This window comes from Streptomyces sp. NPDC042100, assembly GCF_055582325.1.
Genome location: NZ_JBVJDK010000004.1, coordinates 514654 through 537788, shown reverse-complemented (window position 1 = coordinate 537788; position 23135 = coordinate 514654). Strand labels below are relative to the sequence as shown.

At 74.5% G+C, this 23135-nt stretch carries 22 protein-coding genes; 13 read left to right on the top strand and 9 right to left on the bottom strand.

Going from position 1 to position 23135, the window contains the following annotated elements; translation table 11 throughout:
- Positions 1 to 285 precede the first annotated feature (285 nt).
- Positions 286 to 1845: an AMP-binding protein gene (locus tag ACZ6J5_RS12390; protein WP_469390493.1), complete on the top strand. Its 1560-nt coding sequence runs from the start codon at positions 286 to 288 to the stop codon at positions 1843 to 1845.
- Between the two features lie 25 nt (positions 1846 to 1870).
- Here the strand turns inward: ACZ6J5_RS12390 and ACZ6J5_RS12385 are convergent, their stop codons facing one another.
- The 4 genes from ACZ6J5_RS12385 to ACZ6J5_RS12370 form a co-directional block, all read right to left on the bottom strand.
- Positions 1871 to 2470 (bottom strand): TetR/AcrR family transcriptional regulator, encoded by a 600-nt coding sequence (locus ACZ6J5_RS12385; protein WP_469390491.1) that lies wholly within the window; start codon positions 2468 to 2470, stop codon positions 1871 to 1873.
- A gap of 48 nt (positions 2471 to 2518) precedes the next feature.
- A complete protein-coding gene (locus ACZ6J5_RS12380) occupies positions 2519 to 3454 on the bottom strand; it encodes a DUF4436 domain-containing protein (protein ID WP_469390489.1) in 936 nt (311 codons plus the stop codon).
- A gap of 77 nt (positions 3455 to 3531) precedes the next feature.
- A complete protein-coding gene (locus ACZ6J5_RS12375; protein WP_469390487.1) occupies positions 3532 to 4701 on the bottom strand; it encodes an agmatine deiminase family protein in 1170 nt (389 codons plus the stop codon).
- 171 nt (positions 4702 to 4872) lie between these two features.
- Positions 4873 to 5490 carry a TetR/AcrR family transcriptional regulator gene (locus ACZ6J5_RS12370; protein ID WP_469390485.1) on the bottom strand — a complete coding sequence of 206 codons (618 nt, stop codon included), beginning with the start codon at positions 5488 to 5490 and terminating at the stop codon, positions 4873 to 4875.
- Between the two features lie 119 nt (positions 5491 to 5609).
- Here ACZ6J5_RS12370 and ACZ6J5_RS12365 point away from each other — a divergent pair, with 119 nt between their 5' ends.
- The 8 genes from ACZ6J5_RS12365 (at position 5610) to ACZ6J5_RS12330 (ending at position 14661) form a co-directional block, all read left to right on the top strand.
- A complete protein-coding gene (locus ACZ6J5_RS12365; RefSeq protein ID WP_469390483.1) occupies positions 5610 to 7322 on the top strand; it encodes a serine/threonine-protein kinase in 1713 nt (570 codons plus the stop codon).
- A gap of 34 nt (positions 7323 to 7356) precedes the next feature.
- On the top strand, positions 7357 to 7932 hold the full coding sequence (locus ACZ6J5_RS12360; protein WP_469390481.1) for a TetR/AcrR family transcriptional regulator: 576 nt from the start codon (positions 7357 to 7359) through the stop codon (positions 7930 to 7932).
- A gap of 348 nt (positions 7933 to 8280) precedes the next feature.
- Complete coding sequence (locus ACZ6J5_RS12355; RefSeq protein WP_469390479.1) at positions 8281 to 9294, top strand: agmatine deiminase family protein; 1014 nt, start codon at positions 8281 to 8283, stop codon at positions 9292 to 9294.
- Between the two features lie 98 nt (positions 9295 to 9392).
- Entirely contained in the window at positions 9393 to 11066 is a 1674-nt protein-coding gene (locus tag ACZ6J5_RS12350; protein ID WP_469390477.1) for an ABC transporter substrate-binding protein, read from the top strand.
- On the top strand, positions 11063 to 12022 hold the full coding sequence (locus ACZ6J5_RS12345; protein ID WP_469390475.1) for an ABC transporter permease: 960 nt from the start codon (positions 11063 to 11065) through the stop codon (positions 12020 to 12022). The genes ACZ6J5_RS12350 and ACZ6J5_RS12345 overlap by 4 nt, the downstream gene beginning before the upstream one ends.
- Positions 12019 to 12873, top strand: a complete 855-nt coding sequence (locus ACZ6J5_RS12340) for an ABC transporter permease (protein ID WP_469390473.1) — start codon at positions 12019 to 12021, stop codon at positions 12871 to 12873. The genes ACZ6J5_RS12345 and ACZ6J5_RS12340 overlap by 4 nt, the downstream gene beginning before the upstream one ends.
- Positions 12870 to 13862 (top strand): ABC transporter ATP-binding protein, encoded by a 993-nt coding sequence (locus ACZ6J5_RS12335; RefSeq protein ID WP_469390471.1) that lies wholly within the window; start codon positions 12870 to 12872, stop codon positions 13860 to 13862. The genes ACZ6J5_RS12340 and ACZ6J5_RS12335 overlap by 4 nt, the downstream gene beginning before the upstream one ends.
- Positions 13855 to 14661: an ABC transporter ATP-binding protein gene (locus tag ACZ6J5_RS12330; RefSeq protein WP_469390469.1), complete on the top strand. Its 807-nt coding sequence runs from the start codon at positions 13855 to 13857 to the stop codon at positions 14659 to 14661. Before ACZ6J5_RS12335 ends, ACZ6J5_RS12330 begins: the two co-directional genes overlap by 8 nt.
- 26 nt (positions 14662 to 14687) lie before the next feature.
- Here the strand turns inward: ACZ6J5_RS12330 and ACZ6J5_RS12325 are convergent, their stop codons facing one another.
- Positions 14688 to 15332 (bottom strand): TetR/AcrR family transcriptional regulator, encoded by a 645-nt coding sequence (locus ACZ6J5_RS12325; protein ID WP_469390466.1) that lies wholly within the window; start codon positions 15330 to 15332, stop codon positions 14688 to 14690.
- A gap of 120 nt (positions 15333 to 15452) precedes the next feature.
- Here ACZ6J5_RS12325 and ACZ6J5_RS12320 point away from each other — a divergent pair, with 120 nt between their 5' ends.
- On the top strand, positions 15453 to 16613 hold the full coding sequence (locus ACZ6J5_RS12320) for an agmatine deiminase family protein (protein WP_469390464.1): 1161 nt from the start codon (positions 15453 to 15455) through the stop codon (positions 16611 to 16613).
- 80 nt (positions 16614 to 16693) lie between these two features.
- Here the strand turns inward: ACZ6J5_RS12320 and ACZ6J5_RS12315 are convergent, their stop codons facing one another.
- Genes ACZ6J5_RS12315 through ACZ6J5_RS12300 form a run of 4 tightly spaced genes read right to left on the bottom strand, consistent with a single transcriptional unit; the run spans position 16694 to position 20296 of the window.
- A complete protein-coding gene (locus ACZ6J5_RS12315) occupies positions 16694 to 17887 on the bottom strand; it encodes an ABC transporter permease (protein WP_469390462.1) in 1194 nt (397 codons plus the stop codon).
- Complete coding sequence (locus ACZ6J5_RS12310; protein ID WP_469390460.1) at positions 17884 to 18645, bottom strand: ABC transporter ATP-binding protein; 762 nt, start codon at positions 18643 to 18645, stop codon at positions 17884 to 17886. Before ACZ6J5_RS12310 ends, ACZ6J5_RS12315 begins: the two co-directional genes overlap by 4 nt.
- Positions 18642 to 19769: a peptidoglycan-binding protein gene (locus ACZ6J5_RS12305; protein ID WP_469390458.1), complete on the bottom strand. Its 1128-nt coding sequence runs from the start codon at positions 19767 to 19769 to the stop codon at positions 18642 to 18644. The genes ACZ6J5_RS12310 and ACZ6J5_RS12305 overlap by 4 nt, the downstream gene beginning before the upstream one ends.
- Positions 19766 to 20296, bottom strand: coding sequence for a hypothetical protein (locus ACZ6J5_RS12300; RefSeq protein WP_469390456.1), 531 nt, complete (start codon positions 20294 to 20296; stop codon positions 19766 to 19768). Before ACZ6J5_RS12300 ends, ACZ6J5_RS12305 begins: the two co-directional genes overlap by 4 nt.
- 175 nt (positions 20297 to 20471) lie before the next feature.
- Between ACZ6J5_RS12300 and ACZ6J5_RS12295 the strand changes: the two genes are divergently transcribed.
- From ACZ6J5_RS12295 to ACZ6J5_RS12285, 3 genes are all read left to right on the top strand, one after another.
- A complete protein-coding gene (locus ACZ6J5_RS12295) occupies positions 20472 to 21128 on the top strand; it encodes a response regulator transcription factor (protein ID WP_469390454.1) in 657 nt (218 codons plus the stop codon).
- On the top strand, positions 21125 to 22360 hold the full coding sequence (locus tag ACZ6J5_RS12290) for a sensor histidine kinase (RefSeq protein ID WP_469390452.1): 1236 nt from the start codon (positions 21125 to 21127) through the stop codon (positions 22358 to 22360). The genes ACZ6J5_RS12295 and ACZ6J5_RS12290 overlap by 4 nt, the downstream gene beginning before the upstream one ends.
- A gap of 178 nt (positions 22361 to 22538) precedes the next feature.
- The gene (locus ACZ6J5_RS12285; RefSeq protein ID WP_469390449.1) at positions 22539 to 23126 is read left to right on the top strand and encodes a class I SAM-dependent methyltransferase; all 588 of its coding nucleotides are present in this window, start codon (positions 22539 to 22541) and stop codon (positions 23124 to 23126) included.
- Positions 23127 to 23135: the final 9 nt, after the last annotated feature.

Sequence of the window (23135 nt, the reverse complement as noted above, 5' to 3'; positions counted from 1 at the left end):
GTTCGGACGGAGGTTCGGACGGAGGTCTGGACGGAGACCTGGACGGAGGATCCGCGCCCGACGGCATGCCGGGACACGGACCGCTCGCGGACACGGTGCGTGTCGATCCGTATGCGCACAGTAGGTTCCGCCCGGCGGGCGCTTGAAGCCCCGTTCCGGACAAAGCGCCTGACGGAACCGGCCGTCCCGCTCGGCCCGGCGGGGCGCCCGGCGGGATCATGCGTGGCGGGCGCCCTCGCGGGACAGGTTCCGGGGCGACCGACCCTGCCTCAGAAGGGAACGCCCGTGTCCGCCTCGCCCCCGCCCGGGTTCCGCAACTACGTCGAGACCATCCTGGAAGGACTGGCCGCGGAACCCGGCCGCGATGTCCTCGTCGGCGACGAACGGCGCCTCACCGCGCCGGAGTTACGCTCCCTCGTCTACCGGTTCGCTCGGGCGCTGCGCGAGCGCGGCATCGGACCCGGCCGGACCGTGACGCTGCTGTGCGGCAACCTCCCGGAGACCGTGGCCGTCCGCTACGCCGTCAATCTGCTCGGCGCCCGGTTCAACCACCTCTACAACCGGCTCGCCCCGGACGTACAGGCCCTGATGATGGCCGACGTCGAGACGTACGCGCTCGTCGTCGACCCCCGGCTCGCCGACCGGGCGGCCCGACTGCTGCGCAGGGTCCCGCCCGTCGCCCACGTCCTGCTCCTGGACGGCGCCCCGGCGGGGCCGCTGTCCGGCGTGGGGGAGGACCTGTCGGCCCTGGCGGCGAAGCAGCCGGGCACCCCGGTGACCGGTGCCGCGCGCCCCGACGACCTCTGCTTCATCCGGCACTCCGGGGGCACCACCGGCCACCCCAAGGGCGTCCGGGCCACGTTCGGCGGGATGGGCGAGGGACTCGCCCGGACCCGGGAGCTGTTCAGCGGCACCGGCCGGCGCGACCTGGTCTGCACCCCGCTGTCGCACGCCGCCGGCTTCATCGCCGACGCCACCCTCTCCGCAGGCGGCACCGTCGTGCTCCACTACGCCTTCGACCCGGCCGCCATCCTCGCCACCATCGCCCGCGAGCGCATCACCAACCTGATGCTGCTGCCGCCGCTGCTCTACCAGGTGATCGACCACCCCGACGCCGCGCGCGCGGACACCTCCAGCCTCCGCCAGCTCACCTACGGCGGCACCCCCTCGTCCCCCGCCCGGATCGCCGAGGCGGTGCGGCTGCTCGGCCCCGTCCTCCAGCAGGGGTACGGGCAGTTCGAGGCCGGCGCCGTCAGCGTGCTGACCGCCGCCGAGCACGACCCCGACCGCCCGGACGTCCTGCGCACCGCCGGCCGCCCGGTCCCCGGGGCCGAGGTCGAGATCCGCGACGCGGCGGGCCGCCCGCTGCCCCCGGGCGAGGTGGGGGAGATCTGCGTCCGCTCCGACCACGTCTTCGAGGGCTACTGGAAGAACCCGGAACTCACCGCGGAGGTCCTGCGGGACGGCTGGGTCCACACGGGCGACCTCGGCCACGTCGACGAGCGCGGCTACCTCTCGGTCGTCGACCGGATCAAGGACATGATCGCCGTGGTCGGCGGCCATGTGTACACCACCGAACTGGAGGACTTCCTCGACACCCACCCGGCCGTCCGGCACAGCGCGGTCTACGGAGTGAAGGGCGACGGCGGCCACGAACGCGTCCACGCCACCGTCGTCGCCGCCCCCGGCGCCTCGGTCTCGGCCGACGACCTGCGGACCTGGGTCCGCGAGGGCCGGGGCCCGATGTACGAGCCCGAGGTCGTCGACTTCGTCCCCGCCCTGCCCCTCACCGACGCGGGCAAGCCGGACAAGAAGCTGCTGCGCCTGCGGGCGGCGGGCGGCTGACGGACCGCCCGCGTCGCGGGAGAGGTCAGGCGTCCGGGGTCCAGGTCCGGTGCAGTCGGCCGAGCTCCACGTCGACCGCCTCCCGCATCAGGGCGCGGGCGTGCGTCACGGTCAGGGCGTCGGTCAGCCAGCGGGTGCTCAGCCCCTCCAGCAGGGCGGTCAGGCGCTCGGCGGAGGCCGTCAGGGTCGGGGCGGGGGCGGCCGGGCAGGCCTGGGCGAGCAGCGCGGCGACCTCGTGCACCCAGGTGAGCCCGGCCCGCGCCAGGTCGGGGCGCAGCTCCGGCTCGAAGACGGCGCTGGCGCGCAGCTCGCCCCAGGCCGTGCTGTTCTCGCGGACCTCGGGGAGGTCCTGGAACTCCAGCAGCAGCGAGCGCTCCAGCTCCAGCCGAGGGTCGAAGGGCTCGTCCGCCCCGTCCTCGTCGGCGGTGTAGCGGTCGGCCCGGTCGCTGATGAACTCCAGCGTGTGGCGCAGGATGCCCGCCCGGTCCTTGAAGTGGTAGTAGACCAGCGCGGTGGAGACCCCCGCCTCGGCCGCCAGCTCCTCCACCCGCAGCCCGCGGACCCCGCGCCGGGCTATCACCCGGGCGGCCCCCTCCAAAATCGCCGTTCGGCGGTCCGTCGCCACGCGCTTCCTCCTCGTCGTCCGGGTGATTGTCTCATGCTGACTGAAACTTCAGTTGAGAATCGGCGAGGTGGGCGGAGCGGGCTCGTCGGCGGGCGGCTCGGGGTCCCCGGCGGGCGGCGCCGGGTCCTCGATGGCCGGCTCGGCCCTGATCCCGGCCACGACCGCCACGATCAGGCAGGCCGCCACGACCGACTCCGCCCAGAGGAAGGCGAGGTAGTCGAGGAGGGAGCCGATGGGCGGGGCGCCCGGGGCGGTGTTGCGGAAGGCGGCCAGGGCGAACAGGGTGGCGGCCATCCAGCCCAGGGCCGGCCAGGTCAGGCCCTTGCGGCGGGTGACGAGGTACCAGGCGCCGATCAGCACCGCCACGGCCAGGGCCCACATCGCCGCCATCATGAAGACGGCGAAGACCAGCACGCTGGTGGAGCGGCCCAGCCCGACGTCGTAGACGGCGACGCCGTCGCTCTCGCCGGGGTCCACCGAGGCGGCGAAGAGCGCGTCGGCGTTGCCCAGCCGCATGTGCACGGGGACCTTCTCGCCGCCGACCGTGGCGCCGAACTCCAGGGTCGTCGCGTAGGAGTCGAAGGGGTAGTCGGTGATCGGCCCGCCGGTCAGCGCCACCGGCACGTCCCGGGTGGAGATGCGGCTGTGCGCGGGGAAGGACAGGTCGCCGCCGGTGGACGCCGAGGTCTGCACGACCAGGTCCCCGGCGGGGGAGATCCCGCCCGCCTCGGCGAGCGCGCCCCTGGGGGTCACCAGCACCCGCAGCACCAGCTCCCGGCCGGAGGCGTCGACGCGCTGGACCGTGGCGTCGACGTCCACCCGGTCGGGCTCCCGCCCGCCCGCCGCGTACACCGTGTCCAGGTCCTGCCGCTCGCCGAACTGCAGCCAGGCGCCGACGGTGAGGGCCGCCGCCATGGCGAGCGGGATCAGGGCGGTGGCCAGGGTCCGCCTGCGCGGGCGCGGACGGCGCCGGTTCTCGGACACGGTGACTCCGGGGTGTGCGTGGGGGCGTGGGGGGGCGGGCCCGCACGGAGACGTACGGGTGCGGGCCCGGGCCGGGATCAGGCGGCGGGCCTGCCCGGCTGGTCGTGCGTGGAGCAGTGGATGCCGCCGCCGCCCGAGGCGATGGTGTCGATCGGCACGGCGACGATGTCCCGCTTGGGGAAGTGCTCCTGGAGGATGCCCTTGGCGGTGGCGTCGGCCTTGCGGTCGCCGAAGCGGGGCATGAAGACGGCGTCGTTGGCTATGTAGAAGTTGGCGTACGTGGAGACGAAGTCGTCGCCCTCGCCGGTGATCCGGTCCAGGTCGGGCTGGGGCAGGTCGATGATCTCGAAGCGCCGTCCGCGCGCGTCGGTGGCCCGGGACAGCACCGCCTTCGCCTGGTCGGCGGAGCGCGACCAGGAGTCGGCGGGAGTGCTCGGGTGGGCCCGGTCCAGGAGGACGACACCGGGGGCGGTGAAGCGGACGAGGCTGTCGACGTGCGCGTCGGTGATGTCCTCGCCGCGGACGCCCGCGAGCCAGACCACCTTCTCCAGGCCCAGGGTCTCCTTGAGCTCGGCCTCGATCCGGTCGCGGCTCTTGCCGCGGTTGCGGTTGTCGTTGACGATCGAGCTCTCGGTGATCAGCAGGGTGCCCTCGCCGTCGGTCTCGAACGAGCCGCCCTCGGCCACCAGCGGCGCCTCCTCGCGCGGGATCCGGTAGGTCCCGAGCAGGGTCTCGCCGACCAGGGCGTCGTTGTCGTGGCGCTGCTTGTTCCCCCAGCCGTTGAAGTGGAAGTCGACGCCGGTGACGGTGCCGCCCTCCTCGACGAAGACCGGGACCGTGTCGCGGGCCCAGAGGTCGTCGACCTCCAGCGGGATGACCTCCACCTGGGAGCCGCAGGCCCGCTGGGCGGCCTTGACCTGGTCGCGGCGGGCCATCATCACGACCGCCTCGTACTCGCCGACGGCCCGCGCGATCCGGGCGATGTCCTCGCGCACGTACCGCAGGTCCTCCTCCCAGACCGACTCCAGCGCGGGCCAGGACATGAAGGTGCGGGTGTGGCTCTCCCACTCGGCGCCCAGGCGGCGCCTGCCCGCCGCGGGGGAGTCCGCGTCCTTGTCCGGGGACGCGCTGCCCGCGGCCCCGGCCAGACCGGGGTCGGAGGGGCCGCAGGCCGAGGCGCCGAGGACGAGCGCGCCGATGCCGGCGAAGGCGCGGAGGGTGGAGCGGCGGGAAGGGAGGAAGGTCACGGTGGACTCCGAGGTGGGGGGGGGAGAGGGATGAGGGGTGGCGCGGGAGCGCCGGGTGAGTCCTGCTGCGAGTCCTGCTTCAAGGGTGCGTGACGCGGACCCGGAGCGCCGCTCGCCACGACGGCGGATACGGCCTCCTGACCCCCACTGTGGCACTGACTGAAAATTCAGTCAAACAGGGAGGGAGGTGTGCCCGATGCCCGAGGAGGCGCCGTGGGGGAGGTGGGCGAGCTCCGCCCCGATCGCCTCCCGCATCAGCTCGCGGGCGTGCCCCGGGTGCAGGACGCCGCTGAACCGCCGGGTGTCCAGCCCCTCGCGCAGCGCGGTCAGGCGCTCGGCCGAGGCGCCCAGCGCCGCCGCGCCCGCGGTCGGCCGGACCAGCGCCAGGAGGTCCGCGACCTCCTGGATCCAGACCCCGCCCGCCTCGGCGAGCGCCGCCCTGAGGCCCGGCTCGAAGATCGCCCCGGCGCGCAGCTCGCTCCACGCGGTGGCGGCCTCGCGCACCTCGGGGAGGTCCTGGAACTCCCCGAGTAAGGCGAGCTCCAGCAGCTCCTGGGCGTCGGCGGGACCGCCGGCGCGGGACCGGTCCGCCAAGGGCCGCCGGGCCCGGCCGGCCATGAAGTCGAGGGTGCTCCGGAGCAGGCCGGCCCGGTCCTTGAAGTGGTAGTAGACCAGTGCGGTCGACACGCCCGCCTCGGCGGCGAGCTCGTCCACGCGCAGGCCGCGGACCCCCCGCCGCCCCAGGGTGCGGGCCGCCGCCTCCAGGATGGCGGTTCTGCGATCCGTCACCAGCTGTTCCCTTCCGGTGCTCTCTGTTCTCATCGTGTCATATTGACTGAAACTTTAGTTAGAGGCACGATGCGGGGGCCTCGCGCCCCCACACGCCCCCTCGCCGAAAGAGCCGCCGCATGTCCGCACAGCCCCCCGGTGTCCCGCCCGCCCGCACGGCGCTGTCCCCCGACGACCCGGGCGAGATCGGCGGCTACCGGCTGCACGCCCGGCTGGGCGCGGGCGGCATGGGCGTGGTGTACCTGGCGTACACCCCCGGCGGCCGGCCCCTCGCGCTGAAGGCCGTACGGGAGGAGTTCGCGGCCGATCCCGAGTTCCGCGAGCGCTTCGCCCAGGAGGTCGCCAGCGCCCGCCGGATCCACGGCCTGTACACCGCGCAGGTGGTGGACCACGGGGTGGACGCCCGGACGCCGTGGCTGGCGACGGCGTACGTCCCCGGGCCCACCCTCCAGCAGGTCGTCCAGCGGCACGGCCCGCTGCCCGTCCGCACCGTGCTGCCGCTGGTGGCGGGCATCGCCGAGGCCCTCCAGGCGATCCACGGCGTGGGCGTCGTGCACCGGGACCTCAAGCCCGCGAACGTGCTGCTCGCCGCCGACGGGCCGCGCGTGATCGACTTCGGCATCGCACGGGCGGCCGACGCCGTCGCGCTCACCGGGGCCGGGCTGCGGATCGGCACCGCCGCGTACATGGCGCCCGAGCAGGCCCTCGGGCATCCGGTGACCCCGGCCACCGACGTGTTCGCGCTCGGCGCCCTCGCCGCCTACGTCTCCTGCGGCCTGACCCCGTTCGGGAACGGCCCCGAGGCCGCCGCGCTCTACCGGGTGGTCCATGAGGCGCCCGACCTCGGCCCCGTCCCCCCGGAGCTGCGGGAACTGCTCGGGCGCTGCCTCGCCAAGGACCCGCGCGAGCGGCCCGGCACCGCGGAGCTCATCGCCGCGGTCCACGCCCACCCGGCCGTGGGCCCCCGGCCGGGCTTCGCCGAGGAGTGGCTGCCGCGGCCGGTCAGCGCCGACCTCGCGGGCTACGGCTCGGGGAGCACGCCCCCGCCGACCGCGTTCCCACCGACGCGGACCCCGGCCCCGGCCCCGTTCCCGACGCGGGCATCGACACCGACACCGGCACCGGCTCCGGCGCCGACACCGCGCCCGTTCCCGACGCCGCTTCCCACGCCGCCCCCGGCCCCGGTCCACGCCCAGGCCACGGTGGCCTCCGCCGGGCCCCCGGCACCGCTCCCCGCCCCGTCAGTCCCGTCGGGCCCGTCGGTCCCGTCGGTCCCCTCCGCCCCATTGGCCCCGGCCCCGCCCCCGTACGCGGAGGACGGCCCACGGAACTCCCGGCGGGCGCCCCGCCGGGGGCGGCGGGCCGTGGTCGCCGGGCTGGCGGCGGCCGGCGTGCTGGTCGGCGGCGGGGCGGTCGCCTTCCTCGCACTCGGCCCCCCGCCCGAGGACGCCCCGGCCCGCTACGCGCCGGGGTACGCGAACGCGGAGCTCACCCTCCCCGACGCGGGCTACGAGTTCGACCTCGGGGCCGGGAAGGTGGTCCCCGAGTCCACCGCGTCCTGGTACCTGGCCCGCGACGGCGCCGCGTTCGTCGTGTCCGAGGAGACCGACGCCTTCGTCGCCGACGGCGACGAGCTGAGCGTCGCCGAGTGTGTCCGAGGCATCGAGACCCGTCCGGTGACGGCCCTGCCCTTCGCCGAGCTCGCCGGCGAACGGCCCTTCTGCGTGCGTGGTTCCGACCAGAAGGACATCGCGATCGTGCGCCTGGTCGAGGCGACACCGGACGGCCGCTCCGTCACCGTCGCCGTCGACCGATACCGCCGGGCGGGCTGAGCGGGGCCGGGAAAGCGCCAGGTAGGGTTCGGCCATGGCGACTCGTCGTACTCAGATCCTGGAAGCCGCCGCGCGGGTGATCGCCCGGCGCGGGATCCGCGGGCTGCGGGTGGAGGAGCTCGCGGCCGAGGCGGGCGTGTCCACGGCGCTGATCTACTACTACTTCAAGGACCGCGCCGGGATCCTGCGCCACACCCTGGAGTTCATCAACGACCGCGCCGAGCGCTACACGAGCGACCGCGACCCCGACGCCCCGCCGCTGACCCCGCGCCAGGAGCTGGAGGAGACCCTGCTCCTGGAGCTCCAGGACATCCCCGAGGTCCGTGAGAACAGTGCCGCCTGGGGCGAGCTGCGGGCCAGCGCCGTCTTCGACGAGCTGCTGCGCGAGGACCTGGCGCGGGCCACCCTGGTGTGGACCCAGGAGGTGGCCGCGCTGCTCGGTCAGGTCCGGCCGATGGCCCCCGCCTCCGCGCTCGCCGCGTCGGGGGAGCGGCTGACCGCGCTCCTGGAGGGCCTGAGCATGCGCTGGCTCGGCGGCGGCATCCGGATCGAGCACGCGCGCGACCTGCTGCGGGGCGCCGTCGAGGCGGAGCTCGCCGGGCTCGGCTGAGAGCCGCCCGCCCCCGCCCGTCATCCCCGCTTCGCCCCTGCGTCACGGGCCCTTCGTCAAAACCTTGACTGTCTTTTCAGTCAGTGCCACAGTGTGGGCACGCCGAGAGCGGGCGGCCCCGCAGTCGCCGGCCCTCCGGGCCCGCCCGGTCCTCCCTCACCCCGGCAGGATGCGGCCCCGACGCCCGGTGCGCCCCACCGGACGCGTGCCCGGACCCGATTCCCGATCCCGCATCCCACAACCCCGCCCCCCGATCTCGATCGCCGTGCCCCGATCCTCTGACGTCCTCACTCTTGACTGAATTTTCAGTCGAGAGGAAGATTCCACCCACCGAAGAGAGAGCTTCCGATGACCGCATTCCAGATGCCCGCCGAGTGGTCCGCCCACGAGGGCTGTCTGATGGCCTGGCCGACCCGCCCCGACCTCTGGGGCAGCGTGCTCGCCGACGTCAAGGAGGAGTACGCGAACGTCGCCCGGGCCATCGCCGCGTTCGAGCCGGTGACGATGGTCGCCCCGCCCGGCCACGGGGACGACGCCCGGACCTGGTGCGGCCCGGAGATCACCGTCGTGGAGCTCCCGCTGGACGACTCCTGGTTCCGCGACTCCGCCCCGCTGTTCGTCCTCGACGCCGAGGGCCGCCGGGCCGGCGTCGACTTCCGCTTCAACGCCTGGGGCCGCAAGCACCACCCCTACGACTCCGACGACCGGATCAGCTCCCTGCTCCTCGACCACCTCGGGGTGGAGCGGATCGGCTCCGAGATGATCCTCGAAGGCGGCGCGATCACCGTCGACGGCGAGGGCACGCTGATCACGACCGAGCAGTGCCTCCTGCACCCCAACCGGAACCCCGGCATGAACCGGGACGAGATCGAGGCCGAGCTGATATCCCGGCTGGGCGTCCGTAAGGTTGTCTGGCTTCCGTACGGCGGTCTGCTCGACACCGAGACCGACGGCCACGTCGACGGGGTCTGCGCCTTCGCCGCCCCCGGCAAGGTCGTCGTCTCCCTCCCCGAGGACCCCGCGCACCCCGACTACGCCCGGATGCGGGCCAACCGTGCCGTACTGGAGGCCACCACCGACGCGCGGGGCCGCCGTCTGGAGATCGTCGACGTGCCGCAGACCGCGTTCGCCGACATGGCCGACGGCCGGGTCGAGGTGTCCTACCTGAACTACTACGTCGCCAACGGCGGAGTCGTCGTGCCCGTGGCCGGTCTGCCCGAGGACGACGCGGCCCTCGCCGTGATCGCCGAGGCCTACCCCGGCCGCGAGGTGGTCGGCGTGCGCGCGCTCGCGATCGCGTTCGGCGGCGGCGGGGTGCACTGCATCACGCAGCAGATCCCCGTCGCCCAGCCCCTGCCGTAACCCCCGGACCGGCCCCCGCCCGCTCCCGCCGGACCGTCCCCGCGGTCCGGCGGCCTCCCCCATCGCGTACGCACCGCGTACGGAAAGAGAGCGCGACGATGATCACATCCGTACTCCGCACCAGCAGACGCACCGGGGGGCTACGCGGCCCCGGGGCCGGGCGCCCGCTCGCGGCCGCGGCCGCCCTCCTGACCTCCACCGCCCTGCTGGCGGCCTGCGCCGGGCCGCCCAAGGCGGGCGACGGGGCCGGGGCCGTCTCCCTCTCGAAGGGCACGCCCGCCGCCAAGGGCCCGCTCGACTCCTTCACCTGGGCCGTCTACGCGGAGCCGCCCACCCTCGACTACACGGTGGCGTTCGACTACCCGCAGAACACCATCCTGTCCAACGTGTGCGAGAGCCTGATGCGCTGGACCCCGGGCCTCACCCTCGAACCGGGCCTCGCCCGCAAGGCGTCCAACCCCGACCCCACCACCTGGGTCTACGACCTGCGCGCGGGGGTCCGCTTCCACGACGGGCGCACGATGACCGCCGACGACGTGGTCTACAGCCTCGGCCGGCAGACGAACCCCGACAACGCCGCCGCCTGGGCGCAGAACTTCCAGAACGTCGCCGCCGTCAGGAAGACCGGCCCGCTCCAGGTCACCGTCACCCTCAAGAAGCCCGACTCGCAGTTCCCCCAGTACATGGCCACCGCCGCCGGAGTCGTCGCCTCCAAGGCGGGTGTCGAGAAGGCAGGCAAGGACTACGGCACCACCGGCGGCCTCGCCTGCACCGGCCCCTTCACCCTCGGCACCTGGAACAAGGGCCAGTCCGTCGAGCTCGACCGCTTCGACGGCTACTGGGGCCGCAAGGCCACGTCCGGCAAGGTCGTCTTCCGCTTCATGACCGACCCCTCGGCCCGCACCAACGCCCTGCTCAGCGGCGAGGCCGACGGCGGCTACCTGATCCCCACCGAGAGCTACGGACGGCTCAAGGACAGCGGCGTCGGCACCCTCTACTTCGGCGAGGGCCTCAGCACGGTCAACGTCAACATCACCAACATGAAGGGCCCGCTCGGCGACGTCCGCGTCCGCCGCGCGCTCTCCCTCGCCCTCGACCGCACCGGCTTCGTCAAGGCCGGCCTCGGCGGCGCCGGCACCGCCACCCACTCCCTCACCACGCGCGCCGCCTGGGCCGCCGGCTCGGAGCGGACCCGCAAGACGGCCCTCGACTGGCTGCCCACCGGCGGACCCGACATCGAGAAGGCCAAGGCGCTCGTCAAGGAGGCCGGCGCCGACGGCAAGACCCTCACCGTCGCCACCAGCTCCATCGGCCAGGACGTCTCCCTGCTCGCCACCGCCGTGCAGTCCGCCGGCGCGCGGATCGGGCTCGACATCCGGCTCAAGACCATCGCCCCGAACGCCTTCACCGCGCTGTTCACCGACCCCAAGGCGCGCGAGGGCATCGACATGTTCCCGCTCACCTACTACGACTCGATCACCGACCCGCTGGACCTGCTCACCAGCTTCAAGACCGGCGCGTACCTCAACTTCGCGGGCTACAGCGACAAGACGTACGACCAGGGCGTCGAGCGGGCGACCGCCGAGTACGACCCCGACAAGCGCCTGCTGATCGAGACCGAGCTCCAGAAGCACGCCGCCGAGCAGCTGCTGTGGATCCCGGTCGCCGAGTGGCCCACCTCCGTCTTCCTCAACAAGCGGATCACCGGCGCCCCCACCACCATCTCCTACATGTACTACCCGTGGGCCGCCGATGTGGGGGCCGCACGGTGAGCTTCGCCCGCTTCGCCGCCCGGCGCCTCGCCGAGATGGCCGCCACCCTGCTGTGCGCCTCCTTCGTCGTCTTCGGCGCGATGTACCTGGCGCCCGGCAGCCCCGCCAGCTTCCTGCTCTCCGGCCGCTCCGCCTCGCCCGAGGCGCTCGCCGCCATCAACGCCCAGTACCACCTGGACGACCCCTTCCTCGTCCGCTACCTGCGCTGGCTCGGCGACCTGCTCCACGGCGACTTCGGACGGTCCATCACCTACCGCACCGACGTCTCCCGGCTGCTCGCCGACCGCCTCCCCACCACCCTGCTGCTGGTCGTGATGGCGCTCGCCGTGGTCGTGGTCGTCGGCCTCGTGCTCGGCCGGGTGGCCGCAGTGCGCGGCGGCGCCACCGACTCCGCCGTCCTGGTCACCACCACCTTCGCCGTCGGCACCCCGTCCTTCGTCGCCGCCGTCCTGCTCCAGGCGCTGTTCGCCGTCAAGCTCGGCTGGTTCCCCAGCGGCGGCGCGGGCGAGGGCTTCCTGGACAAGGTCTGGCACCTCACCCTCCCGGCCGTCGCGCTCGCCCTCTACCTGATCGGGATGCTCGCCCGGGTCACCCGCTCCGCCATGCTCGAAGCCCTCGACAGCGAGCACGTCACCGTCGCCCGCAGCCGGGGCGTGCCCGAGCGCCAGGTCATCCGCCGGCACGTCTTCCGCAACTCCCTGGGCACCGTCCTGACCACCGGCGGGCTGATCGTCTCGACCCTGCTGGTCTGCACGATCCTCGTCGAGACCGCGTTCAGCATCGGCGGCATCGGCCAGCTCCTGGAACTGTCCACCTCCACCAAGGACTTCCCGACCGTCCAGGCCATCTCCCTCATCATCGTCGCCCTGTTCATGACCGTGAACCTCATCGTCGACCTGCTGCTCCCGCTGGTCGACCCGCGGATCACCCTCGGATCGAGGAGGTCCACCGCATGACCGCGGTCCTCACCCGCCGCCCCGGCCTCGCCCGGATCCGTACGGCCGGCTCACCGCTCCACCTCTGCTGCCTCGGCTTCGTGCTCCTGGTCGTGGCCGCCGCGCTGCTCGCCCCGCTCCTCGTACCGCACGACCCGAACGCCGTGGACCTGGGCGACGCGCTCGCCGGACCCTCGGCCGCGCACCCGCTCGGCGTGGACGCGGCCGGCCGCGACACCCTCTCCCGGCTGCTCCTCGGCGCCCGCACCTCGCTGCTCGGCCCGCTCGGCGTGGTCCTCTTCTCCACCGTCGCGGGCGTCGCCGTCGGGATGGCCGCCGCCTGGCGCGGCGGCTGGCTCGACTCGCTGCTCTCCCGCTCCACCGAACTGGTCTTCGCCTTCCCCGGGATGCTGCTGGCGATCCTCATCATCTCCATGTACGGGGAGGGGCTGACCGCCCCGGTCATCGCCCTCGCGATCGCCTACCTGCCCTACGTCAGCCGGCTGACCCGCTCCCTGGTCCTCGCCGAACGGGCCAGGCCGTACGTCAGCGCCTACCAGGTGCAGGGGCACTCGGCGCTCCAGATCTGCCTGCGCCACGTACTGCCCAACATCGCGCCCGTCGTCCTCGCCCAGTCCACCATCAACTTCGGCTACGCCCTCATGGACCTCGCCGGCCTGTCCTTCCTCGGGCTCGGCGTCCCGGCGCTCACGCCCGACTGGGGCCGCATGGTCTTCGACGGCCAGACCGCCGTCCAGCACGGCTATCCGCTGTCCGCGATCCTGCCCTGCGCCCTCATCGTGCTGACGGTGGTCGCCTTCAACGTGGTCGGCGAGCGCTGGGCCGACCGTGTCGCCAGGAGAGACCGATGAACCCGACCGACCGGCCCGCCCTCGACGTCCGGGGGCTGCGGATCACCCTGCCGGGCACGGCCCGCCCCGTCCTCGACGGCGTCGACCTCACCGTCGGGCGCGGCGAGACCGTCGCCCTCGTCGGCGAGTCCGGCTCCGGCAAGAGCCTCACCTCCCGCAGCGCGCTGCGGCTGCTGCCGTCCGGCGCCGTCACCGAGGGCGCCGTCCTCGTCGACGGGCAGGACGTCCTCGCCCTCGACGCGGAGCGGCTGCGCGCGCTGCGCACCGGCACCGTGGCCATGGTCTTCCAGGACCCGAGGGCGGCCGTCAACCCGCTGCGGCGGATCGGCGACTTCCTCACCGAGAGCGTGCGGCTGACGAGGACGATGACGGCGGACCGGGCCCGGGCCCGCGCCGTCGAACTCCTGGAGGCCGTCGGCCTGGACGCGACCGCCCTGGACAAGTACCCCGGCCAGGTGTCCGGCGGGATGCTCCAGCGCGTGATGATCGCCGCGGCCCTGATGGGCGATCCGGCCCTGCTCCTCGCCGACGAGCCGACGACCGCCCTGGACGTCACCACCCAGGCCGAGGTCGTCGCCCTCCTCGGGCGGCTGCGCGAACGCTTCGGCACCGGGCTGCTGTTCGTCACCCACGACCTGGACCTCGCCGCCGCCATCAGCGACCGGGTGTACGTGATGTACGCCGGGCGGATCGCCGAGAGCGGGCCCGCGACGGAGCTGTTCGCCCGCCCCCGGCACCCGTACACGGCGGCGCTGCTGGCCTCCACACCCCGGATGGAGGGCGCCGGCGGCCGTCTCGCCGCCATCGAGGGACAGCCGCCGGACCTGCGGACCGAGCTGCCGGGCTGCGCCTTCGCCGCCCGCTGCCCGCTGGCCACGGAGGCCTGCGACCTGCGGGCGCCCGAGATGCTCGGCGCCCCCGGCCGGCCCGGCCACCGGGCCGCCTGCCACCACAGCGACCGGCTCGAAGGGAGCGCCGCCGATGTCTGAGAACGCCGAGCACGTGCTGGTCGTCGAGGGGCTGCGACGCAGCTACGGAGCCGTACGGGCGGTGGACGACGTGTCGTTCGTCCTGCCGCGCGGCGGATCGCTGGGCATCGTGGGGGAGTCGGGCTCCGGCAAGACCACCACGGCGCGGATCGTCGTCGGCCTGGAGTACGCGGACGAGGGCGAGGTCCATGTCCTCGGCCGGTCCAGGACCGAGCGGGCGCGCGGCCGGGCCGGGCGGCTGGCGCGGGCCCGCGAGGTCCAGATGGTCTTCCAGGACCCGTACTCCTCGCTCGATCCGCGCACCAGCGTGGAGGCGGCGCTGCGCGAGACGCTGAGGCTGCACTTCCCGGAGCGGGACCACGCCCGGCGGGTGCGGGAGCTGCTCGACCAGGTCGGGCTCGGCACCCGGGCGGCCGACGCCCTGCCGAAGCACCTCTCCGGCGGGCAGCGGCAGCGGGTCGCCATCGCGCGGGCGCTGGCCGTGGAGCCGGCCGTGCTGGTGCTGGACGAGGCGGTCGCGGCGCTGGACGTGTCGGTACAGGCGCAGATCCTCAACCTGCTCGCCGACATCCGCGAGGAGACCTCGATCGGCTATCTGTTCATCACCCACGACCTCGGCGTGGTCCGGTGCGTCACCGACGAGGTCATCGTGATGCGGCACGGCGCCGTCGTGGAGGCGGGCCGCACCGCCGAGGTGCTGGCGGCCCCGGAGCATCCGTACACCCGGCTCCTGCTGGAGTCGGTGCCCCGGCCGGGCTGGAACCCGGAGCGGATCGCGGCGGCCCGCCGGGCGCTGTAGGGGCGGCGGCCCGGGCGCCGGCCGGTTCAGACGCCGGCCGCGAGCGTGCCGACGAGGGTCCGCAGCACCGCTCCGCCGTCGAGCCCGGGGTCCAGCGAGGCGACGGCCGCCAGTCCGTCCACGGCGGCGGCGACCGCCTCGCCGAGCGGGCGCGGGTCGAGCCCGCCGCCGCGCTCGTCGGCCAGCACCTGGAACAGGGCGACGAAGCAGGCGCGCCAGCGCCGGTACTCCGCCTCCAGGGAGGCCCGTACCCGCTCGTCGTTGAGGGCGTGCCAGTGCAGCGCGGAGTGGAGGTGGGCGAGGTCGGGGCTCTCGGGCCCGTCGAGCAGGGCCAGCACGCGCTCGGCGCGCTCGGCGAAGGTGCCGGGGGCGGCGACCGCCTCCTCCAGCGGCAGGATCCACTCGGGGCGGATGTCCTCGACGACGGCCAGCACGAGGTCGGTGCGGTCCTGGAAGTGGTAGTGGCACATCCCGTGCGAGACCCCGCAGAGCGCGGCCACGTTGCGGGTGGTGAACCGTTCGCCCTGTTCCCCGGCGAGCAGTGTCCGGGCGGCCGCGATCAGGCGCGCGCGGGTCTGCTCGCCCTTCGCCGACGCCCGGGAGCGCGGGGCCGGCGGCCCCGCGGGCGGGGGAGCGCTGGGGGTCCGGGAGTCCTTCGCGGGTGCGGCCATGGGCTCACTCTAACCAGCCGCCACAATCCTGGTCGAAAATATTGACCGAGCGCTCGGTCAGTTCTACGTTTCCGAATCAACCACGGGTGTTCCGTGGGGAGTTGAGAGCTGGAGGCAGCAATGAACGAGCACGCAGAGCGCGCACCGGGCGGCGGGGGCCTGGGCAGACGCCGGTTCCTGAAGGCCGCCGGAATCGCGGCCGTCGGCACCGCCCTGGCGGCCACGGAGGCCCAGGCGGCCGTCCGTTCGCTGGTGGGCCGCAGCGCCGCGGCCGGCGGGTTCTCCGTACCGATCGAGGACGTCCGGCACACCCGCACCTGGATGGCCTTCCCGGACTCCACCTCGATCTGGGGCAGCAAGCTCAGCGGCGTCCAGGCGGACATCGCGCTCATCGCCCGCACCATCGCGAAGTACGAGCCGGTCGTCATGTGCGCCAACTCGGGCAGCGCCGCCAAGGCCCGCTCGCTGTGCGGCTCCACGGTCACCGTGATCAGCTCGATCCCCGTCGACGACTGCTGGATGCGCGACACCGGTCCGGTCTTCCGCACCAACGGAGCCGGCGGCCTCGACGCGATCGGCCTCAACTTCAACGGCTGGGGCAACCGGCAGACCCACGCCAAGGACAACCTCGTCGCGGGCCGGATCGCCGCCTACGTCGGCGTCCCGTACACCTCCGCCGGGCTCATCGGCGAGGGCGGCGCCATCGAACAGGACGGCGCCGGCACGCTGATGGCCACCCGCAGCAGCCTCGTCAACAACAACCGCAACCCGGGCATGACCGAGCGCCAGATCGAGGCGGCGATGTGCGCCGCCTACGGCGCCTCCAAGGTCATCTGGTTCGACGGCGTCCGCAACCAGGACATCACCGACGACCACGTCGACGCCACCTCGCGCTTCCTCGCCCCCGGCAAGGCCCTGGTGCAGATGCCGCTCTCCACCGACAACGACGTCTACGCCAAGGACGCCCGCCAGCAGTACGCCGTGCTGTCCGCGGCCACCACCGCGACCGGCGCCGCCATGGCGGCGAGCAGGCTCCAGGGCCCCGACTACTACAAGATCCGCTCCACCAACGCCGACTTCCTCGCCTCCTACGCCAACTACTACGTCTGCAACGGGGCGATCATCTCCGGGCAGTTCGGCGACACCTCCGCCGACACCTCCGCCAAGGCCACCCTCGCCCGGCTCTACCCGGGCCGGGTGATCGAGCAGCTCAACATCGACCGCCTCGGCACCGGCGGCGGCGGAATCCACTGCGTCACCCAGCAGCAGCCCGTGAGCTGACGCACCTGTACGAGGGCCCCTGCCGGCGCGCGCCGGCAGGGGCCCTCGTACAGGTGGCCGTCGGCCGTCGGTCCCCGCCCTCAGGCCGAGCGCAGGGCGTCCGTCGGGGAGGAGCGCGCCGCGCGCAGCGCCGGATAGATCCCGGCGAGCGCGGCGACCAGCACCGACACCGCCGGGCCCGCCGCCACCAGGGAGAGCGGCACAGCCGCCGGCCAGCCCTGGGCGAAGGCGTAGCCGTACACCGTGAGCCCGCCCAGCACCAGCCCGGCGACCCCGCCCACGAAGCCCATCAGCACCGCCTCCAGCAGGAACTGGACGGCGATCTGCCCGCCCCGCGCGCCCAGCGCCCGGCGCAGCCCGATCTCGCCCCGGCGCTCCATCACCCCCACCACCATCGTGTTGGCGATGCCGACCCCGCCCACCAGCAGCGCGACCGCGGCCAGCGACAGCACCAGCCCGGTGAGCGCGTCCTCCGCCTCGTCGCGCGCCGCCAGCAGATCGGACGGGCGGCTGACGGCCACCCCGCTCGGGCTCGCCGGATTGGCGGTCGCCCCGGCCACCGCCTGCACGTCGGGCACCCGCTCCGGATGCGCGCGCAGATAGACGGTGGCGGCCGTGCCGTCCGCGCCGAGCCGGGCCGTCGCCCTCGGCCAGCCGACGAGGGCGGCGGTGCCCAGCTCGGGCGCCAGCTCGTTCGGCGCCAGGATGCCGGAGACCACGTACCACTCGCCGCCCAGCCAGACCCGCTCGCCCGGGGCGGTGACCCCGAGGCGGCCGGCGGCCACGTCGCCGAGCACGGTCACCGGGAGCCGCTCGCTCGCCCGGTCCAGCCAGCGCCCGCTCGCCATCCGGGCGCGCAGCACCTCCAGCAGGTCGAGCCGGGCCGCCAGCACCGTCAGGCTGCCCGTCTGCTGCTTCGGCACCAGGTCGTTGCGGTACACCTCGGCCTCGGTGGCCCCGGTCGCGGTCACCCGCTGGACCGGGCCGATGTCCGCGAGCATCTTCTCCGCCGTGGCGGGCAGCGGCACCGGGCGCTGCTCGGCGTCCTTGCCGGGGCCCACGGTGATCAGGTTCGAGCCCAGCGCGTCCAGGCGCGCCAGCAGGTGCGCCTGGTTGGACAGGGAGATCCCGGTCACCGCGATGACGGCGGCGATGCCCAGCGCGATGCCGAGCGCCGAGAGCGCGGACCGGGTCCTGCGGGTGCGCGGGCCGATCGTGCCCAGGCGGAGCAGGTCCGCCGGGCGCAGCCGGGTGCGGCGCGGTGCTCGCGTCACGGGAGGGCTCCTGCCGGGTGGGGGCCGCGTTCGTCGAAGTCGACGCGGCCGTCGTGGATGCCGACACGCCGGGGGAAGGAGGCGGCCAGCTCGCGGTCATGGGTGATCACGACGACGGTCGTGCCCCGTTCGTTCAGCTCCCGCAGCAGCCCGACGACGGCCGCGCCGGAGACGCTGTCCAGGGCGCCCGTGGGCTCGTCGGCCAGCAGCAGGGCCGGCCGCCCGACGAGCGCGCGGGCGATCGCCACCCGCTGCTTCTCGCCGCCGGACAGCTGGTCGGGGCGGTGGTCCAGCCGGTGGCCGAGCCCCACCTCGCGCAGCGCCTCCACGGCGGCGGCGCGCCGGCGCGGTGCGGGCACGCCGCTGTAGAGCAGTCCGGTGGCCACGTTCTCCACCGTGCTGAGCCCGGCCAGCAGGAAGAACTGCTGGAAGACGAAGCCGATCCGCCGGGCGCGCAGCGCGGCCAGCTCGCGGTCCGGGAGGCCGTCCAGGTCGCGCCCCTCGAAGCGCAGCCGCCCGGCGGTGGGCCGGTCGAGCGAGCCGAGCAGCGCCAGCAGGGTCGACTTGCCGGAGCCCGAGGGCCCGACGACGGCGAGCAGCTCCCCGGCCGTCACGGTCAGGTCGATGCCGTGCAGGATCCGCAGCGGGGGCTCCCCCGGGTACTCCTTGACGACTCCGGTGAGCTCCAGCACGGGGGCGGACGGGGCGGACGGGGCGGACGGGGCGGACAGGGCGGACGGGGCGGACGGGGCCGTCACCGCGGCACCACCACCCGGTCGCCCGCGCGGACGTCCCCGTCGATCTGGGCCTTCGCGTCGGCGACCAGCCCCAGCCGGACCGGGACGAGCCGCGCCGCTGCGCCGCCCCGCTCGACCCGCACGCCGTAGCCGCCGCCGTCCAGCGCGAGGAGCGCGGTGACGGGGACGATCAGGGCGTCCCGCGCGGTGTCGCCGACGATCGTCACGGTCACGCCGGAGGGACCGGCCTGCCGGGCCTTGGCCTGGTCGGCCAGGACGACGGTGACGGTGGTCTTCTCCGCGCCGCCGCCCGAACCGCCGTCCCCGCCGTCCCCGCCGTCCGAGCCGCCCCCGGCGCCGCCGCGGATCAGGGAACGGATCCGCCCCTCGACCGTGCCCCCGTCGGCCAGCCGCACCGTGACCCGCCCGTTCGGCTTGAACCGGGAGAGCTGGTTCTCCGCCGGCCGCACCACCGCCACCAGGGCCGTGTCGGTGACCGTCAGCACCGGGCCGGTGCCCACGGCCGCGCCGAGCTGGGCCGAGACCCGCTCCACCCGGACCGAGCCCTGCGGCAGCATGACGACGTCGCCGCGGCCGACCGTCCCCGTCTGGCGGACGCCGAGCGCCTTCTGCCAGCGCTTCACCGCGACCGCCGTGGCCTTGGTGAACTTCCCGTCCACGCTCAGACCGAGCCCGTCGGCGTGACCGAGGCGCAGCAGCGTGCGCTTGAGCTGCTCCACGTCCGGCCCGTCCGGGACCCCGGGGCCGAGGTCGCGCCAGAGCGGACGCCTGCCCGTCATCAGGACCACCGGCCGCCCGTCCACCTCGTACAGCCGCTCACCGGCCCGGACTTCGGCGCCGACGGACGGCAGCGCCGTCAGCGTGCCCTGCCCGGCGGCGACGACCGGCGTGGGCGCGTCGAAGGCGAGCGCGCCCGCGACCTGGATGCCGCTGGACAGCGAGCCCTTCTCCACCACCACCGTGCCGTGCTCGACGGCGGGCCGCGCGTCGGTGGTGCCGGGCGACTCCCAGGGGCGGGCCACGGCCAGCGCGCCGGAGCCGCCGAGGACGGCGACCAGGGCGAGCGGCACCACGATCCGGCGGCGCCCTCGGCGCCGCGCCGTACCGGTCTCGTCCACGCTCACTCGCCGATCCGGTAGCCGGGCATCGGCAGCTTGCCGCAGGCGGGCTGGATCGCGTCCCACTTGGCCGCGTCGAAGACGGCCGTGGGGATCACCAGGATTCCCTGCTTCGGCTCGGGGTCGGGCAGGTCCGGATAGCCGTTCTTCCGCGCGCAGGCCACGAAGGCGCGGCCCATCTCCACGAACTTCGCGTCGTTCTTCGCCTTGACCTGGTGGATCCCGGGCACCTTGGCGTCGCACACCTTCGCGGCGGTCTCGTACCCCTCGACCGACCCGCCGCCGACGCCCGCCGCCGGGACGCCGATGTTGCCGTCCTTGTCCTGGGTGACCTCGCTCTGTCCCTGGGCGTGCATACAGTCCACCCAGGCCCTGCGGACCGCGTCGTCGTCCTGCGGCGCCTTCTTCCCGGCGCCGTCCCCGGCGCCCGCCACCCTCGGCGCCGTGTCCTCGGCGGACGCGCAGCCGCCCGCCGCCAGTACGGCCGCGACGGCGGTCGCCGCCAGCAGCATCCGTCGTGTCTTCTCCCGCATGGGCCTCTCCCCGCCGGTCGTCTCGTGTGACGTCCGCAGTTCTACGGAGGGCCCGGTGAGCCACCCGTGAGCGTGTGCCTAACCGGTGGCTAACGGCGGCCGGGGCATCCTTGACGTGCGGCGGCGAGGACCGCGACGGCGACGGCGCCCGAAGGAGCCGGAGGGAGTGGGACGGATGCGGGTGCTCATCGTCGAGGACGAGCCGGAACTGGCGGCGATGCTCGCCGACGGACTGCGCGGCGAGGGCATGGTCCCCGAGGTCGCCCACGACGGCGCCCGCGCGCTGGAGCTCACCGCCGCCCACGCGTACGACGTCCTCGTGCTCGACCGGGACCTGCCGGGACTGAGCGGCGACGCCGTGTGCCGGGCGCTGACCGCCGCCGGCTATCCGGCCAGGATCCTCATGCTCACCGCCGCCGGCACCCTCTCCGACCTGGTCGACGGCCTCGGCCAGGGCGCCGACGACTACATGGGCAAGCCCTTCTCCTACCTGGAGCTGGTGGCCCGGCTGCGCGCGCTCGGCCGCCGCACCCCGGGCGGCGCGCTCCCCACCGTGCTGAGCCGGCGCGGACTGAGCCTGGACACCGCGCGCCGGGCCGCCGAGCGCGACGGCCGGCCGCTGCGGCTGACCCCCCGCGAGCTCGGCGTGCTGGAACTGCTGCTCGCCGCGGACGGCGCCCCCGTCAGCACCGAGGAGCTGCGCGCCTGCCTCTGGGACCCGGCGCTCGACCCGGCCACCACCGCCGTCCGGGTCACCGTCCACTCCCTGCGCCGCAAACTCGGCGACCCCCCGTTGATCACCCACGAGCCCGGTTTCGGGTACCGGCTGTGAGCGGCGCCCGCACCGGCCGGCGGCCCCCGCGCCCCCGGCTGCCGCTGCGCGGCCGGCTGACCCTGGTCACCACCGTCGTGTTCGCGCTCCTCGGCTGCGGACTGCTCGTCCTCAACTGGCTCAGCTCCCGGCAGCTCATCGAGGACAACCGCTACCTGGTCGTCCCCGCCGTCGACACCCTGCCCGTCGAGCCGATGCCGCCCGGCACCCCCACGCCCATGCCGACCGCGACCGCCCCGCCGTCGCTCCCCGCCCAGACCCTCACCCCCGCGACCGCCGCCGAGGGCTTCCGGGAGTTCCAGCACAGCGTCCTCGGCGAGCTGCTCGCCCGCTCCCTGCTCCTCCTTCTCGTCTTCACCGCGCTCGCCGCGCTGCTCGCCTGGTGGGCCGGCCGCCGCTCGCTGGCCCGGCTGCACCGGGTCACCGCCGCCGCCCGCCGGATCGGCGCGGGCAGCGCCCTCGACGAGCGGCTCGCCCTCACCGGCCCGCACGACGAGGTGCGGGAGCTCGGCGACACCTTCGATGCGATGCTCGACCGGCTGGACCGCAGCTTCACCGCCCAGCGCCGCTTCACCGCCCACGCCTCCCACGAGCTGCGCACCCCGCTCACCCTCCAGCGCACCGCCCTGGAGATCCCGCTGGCCCAGGGCCGGGTCCCCGCCGACCTCCGCCCCGACCTGCGCCGCGCCCTGGACGCCAACGCGCGCACCGAGCGCTTGATCGCGGCGCTGCTCACCCTGGCGCGCGGCGAGAGCGAGCCGCCGGCCCGGCACCCGGACGACCTCGCGGACGCGGCCGGCGCCGCGCTCGCCGACCTCGCGGGGGAGGCCCGTACGGCAGGGGTGCGGATCGACGCGGGCACCGCGCCCGCGCCGGTCACCGGCGAACCCGCGCTGCTGCGCCAGGTCGCCCTGAACCTGCTGGCCAACGCGGTCCGGCACAACCGGCCGGGCGGCACCGCGACGCTCACCACCGGCACCTCGGGCGACCGGGCCTTCCTGGAGGTCGGCAACACCGGGCCGGTGGTGGACCCGGCGGAGCTGCCCGAGCTCTTCGAGCCGTTCCGGCGGGGCGCGGGACGCCGGGCGGAGGGCAGCGGCCTCGGGCTCGCCGTGGTCCGCGCGATCACCGCCAACCACCACGGCGAGATCACCGCCGTACCCCGCCCCGGCGGCGGCCTGACCGTCCGCGTCGAGTTGCCCCGGCGGGCGCGGGATGCCTCTGACATGTGACGAGGTGTCCGAGAACCCTGGACCAGGGCCTCCCTGGTGTCATAGCCTCGCCCTACCGAGACACGACTGGGCGTGCCCCGGTCCGAGCCGTATGCGGCTCCGGACCCGCAGCCGCCGTCGTGACTCGTTTCCCACGGTGTCGTTATGCGTCCACACGACGCAACGAAGGCGGTCATCAATGTCCGGCACGGAGTCCTCCGACTACACCCAGCGCCTCGCGCGGCTTGAGACCTCGGGTATCAAGCGGCTGTTGCCGACGCAGGCGCCGTACCGGTGGAACCTGAAGAGACTGGGCCTCGGCCGGGTGCTGGACGTGGGCTGCGGTCTGGGGCGCAACCTGCTGAACTGCGGTCCCGACAGCGTCGGCGTCGACCACAACGCCGACTCGGTCGCCGTCTGCCGTGAGCGGGGCCTGACCGCGTACACGCCCGACGAGCTCGCCGCCGCGCCGGACTGCGGTCCCGGCTCCTTCGACTCGCTGCTGTGCGCGCACGTCCTGGAGCACATGGACGAGGCCCTGGGGAACTCGGTCCTGGAGCAGTACCTGTCGCTGGTGAAGCCGGGCGGTCAGGTCGTGCTGATCTGTCCCCAGGAGGCCGGCTACAAGACGGACGCCACGCACGTCCGCTTCGTCGACTTCGACGGCCTGCGCGGCCACGCCGAGAAGCTCGGCCTGACCGTCGACCGGACGTACTCGTTCCCCTTCGCCCGGTCGGTCGGCAAGGCCTTCCCGTACAACGAGTTCATCCTGGTGGCCCGCACCTGACCCGGGCCA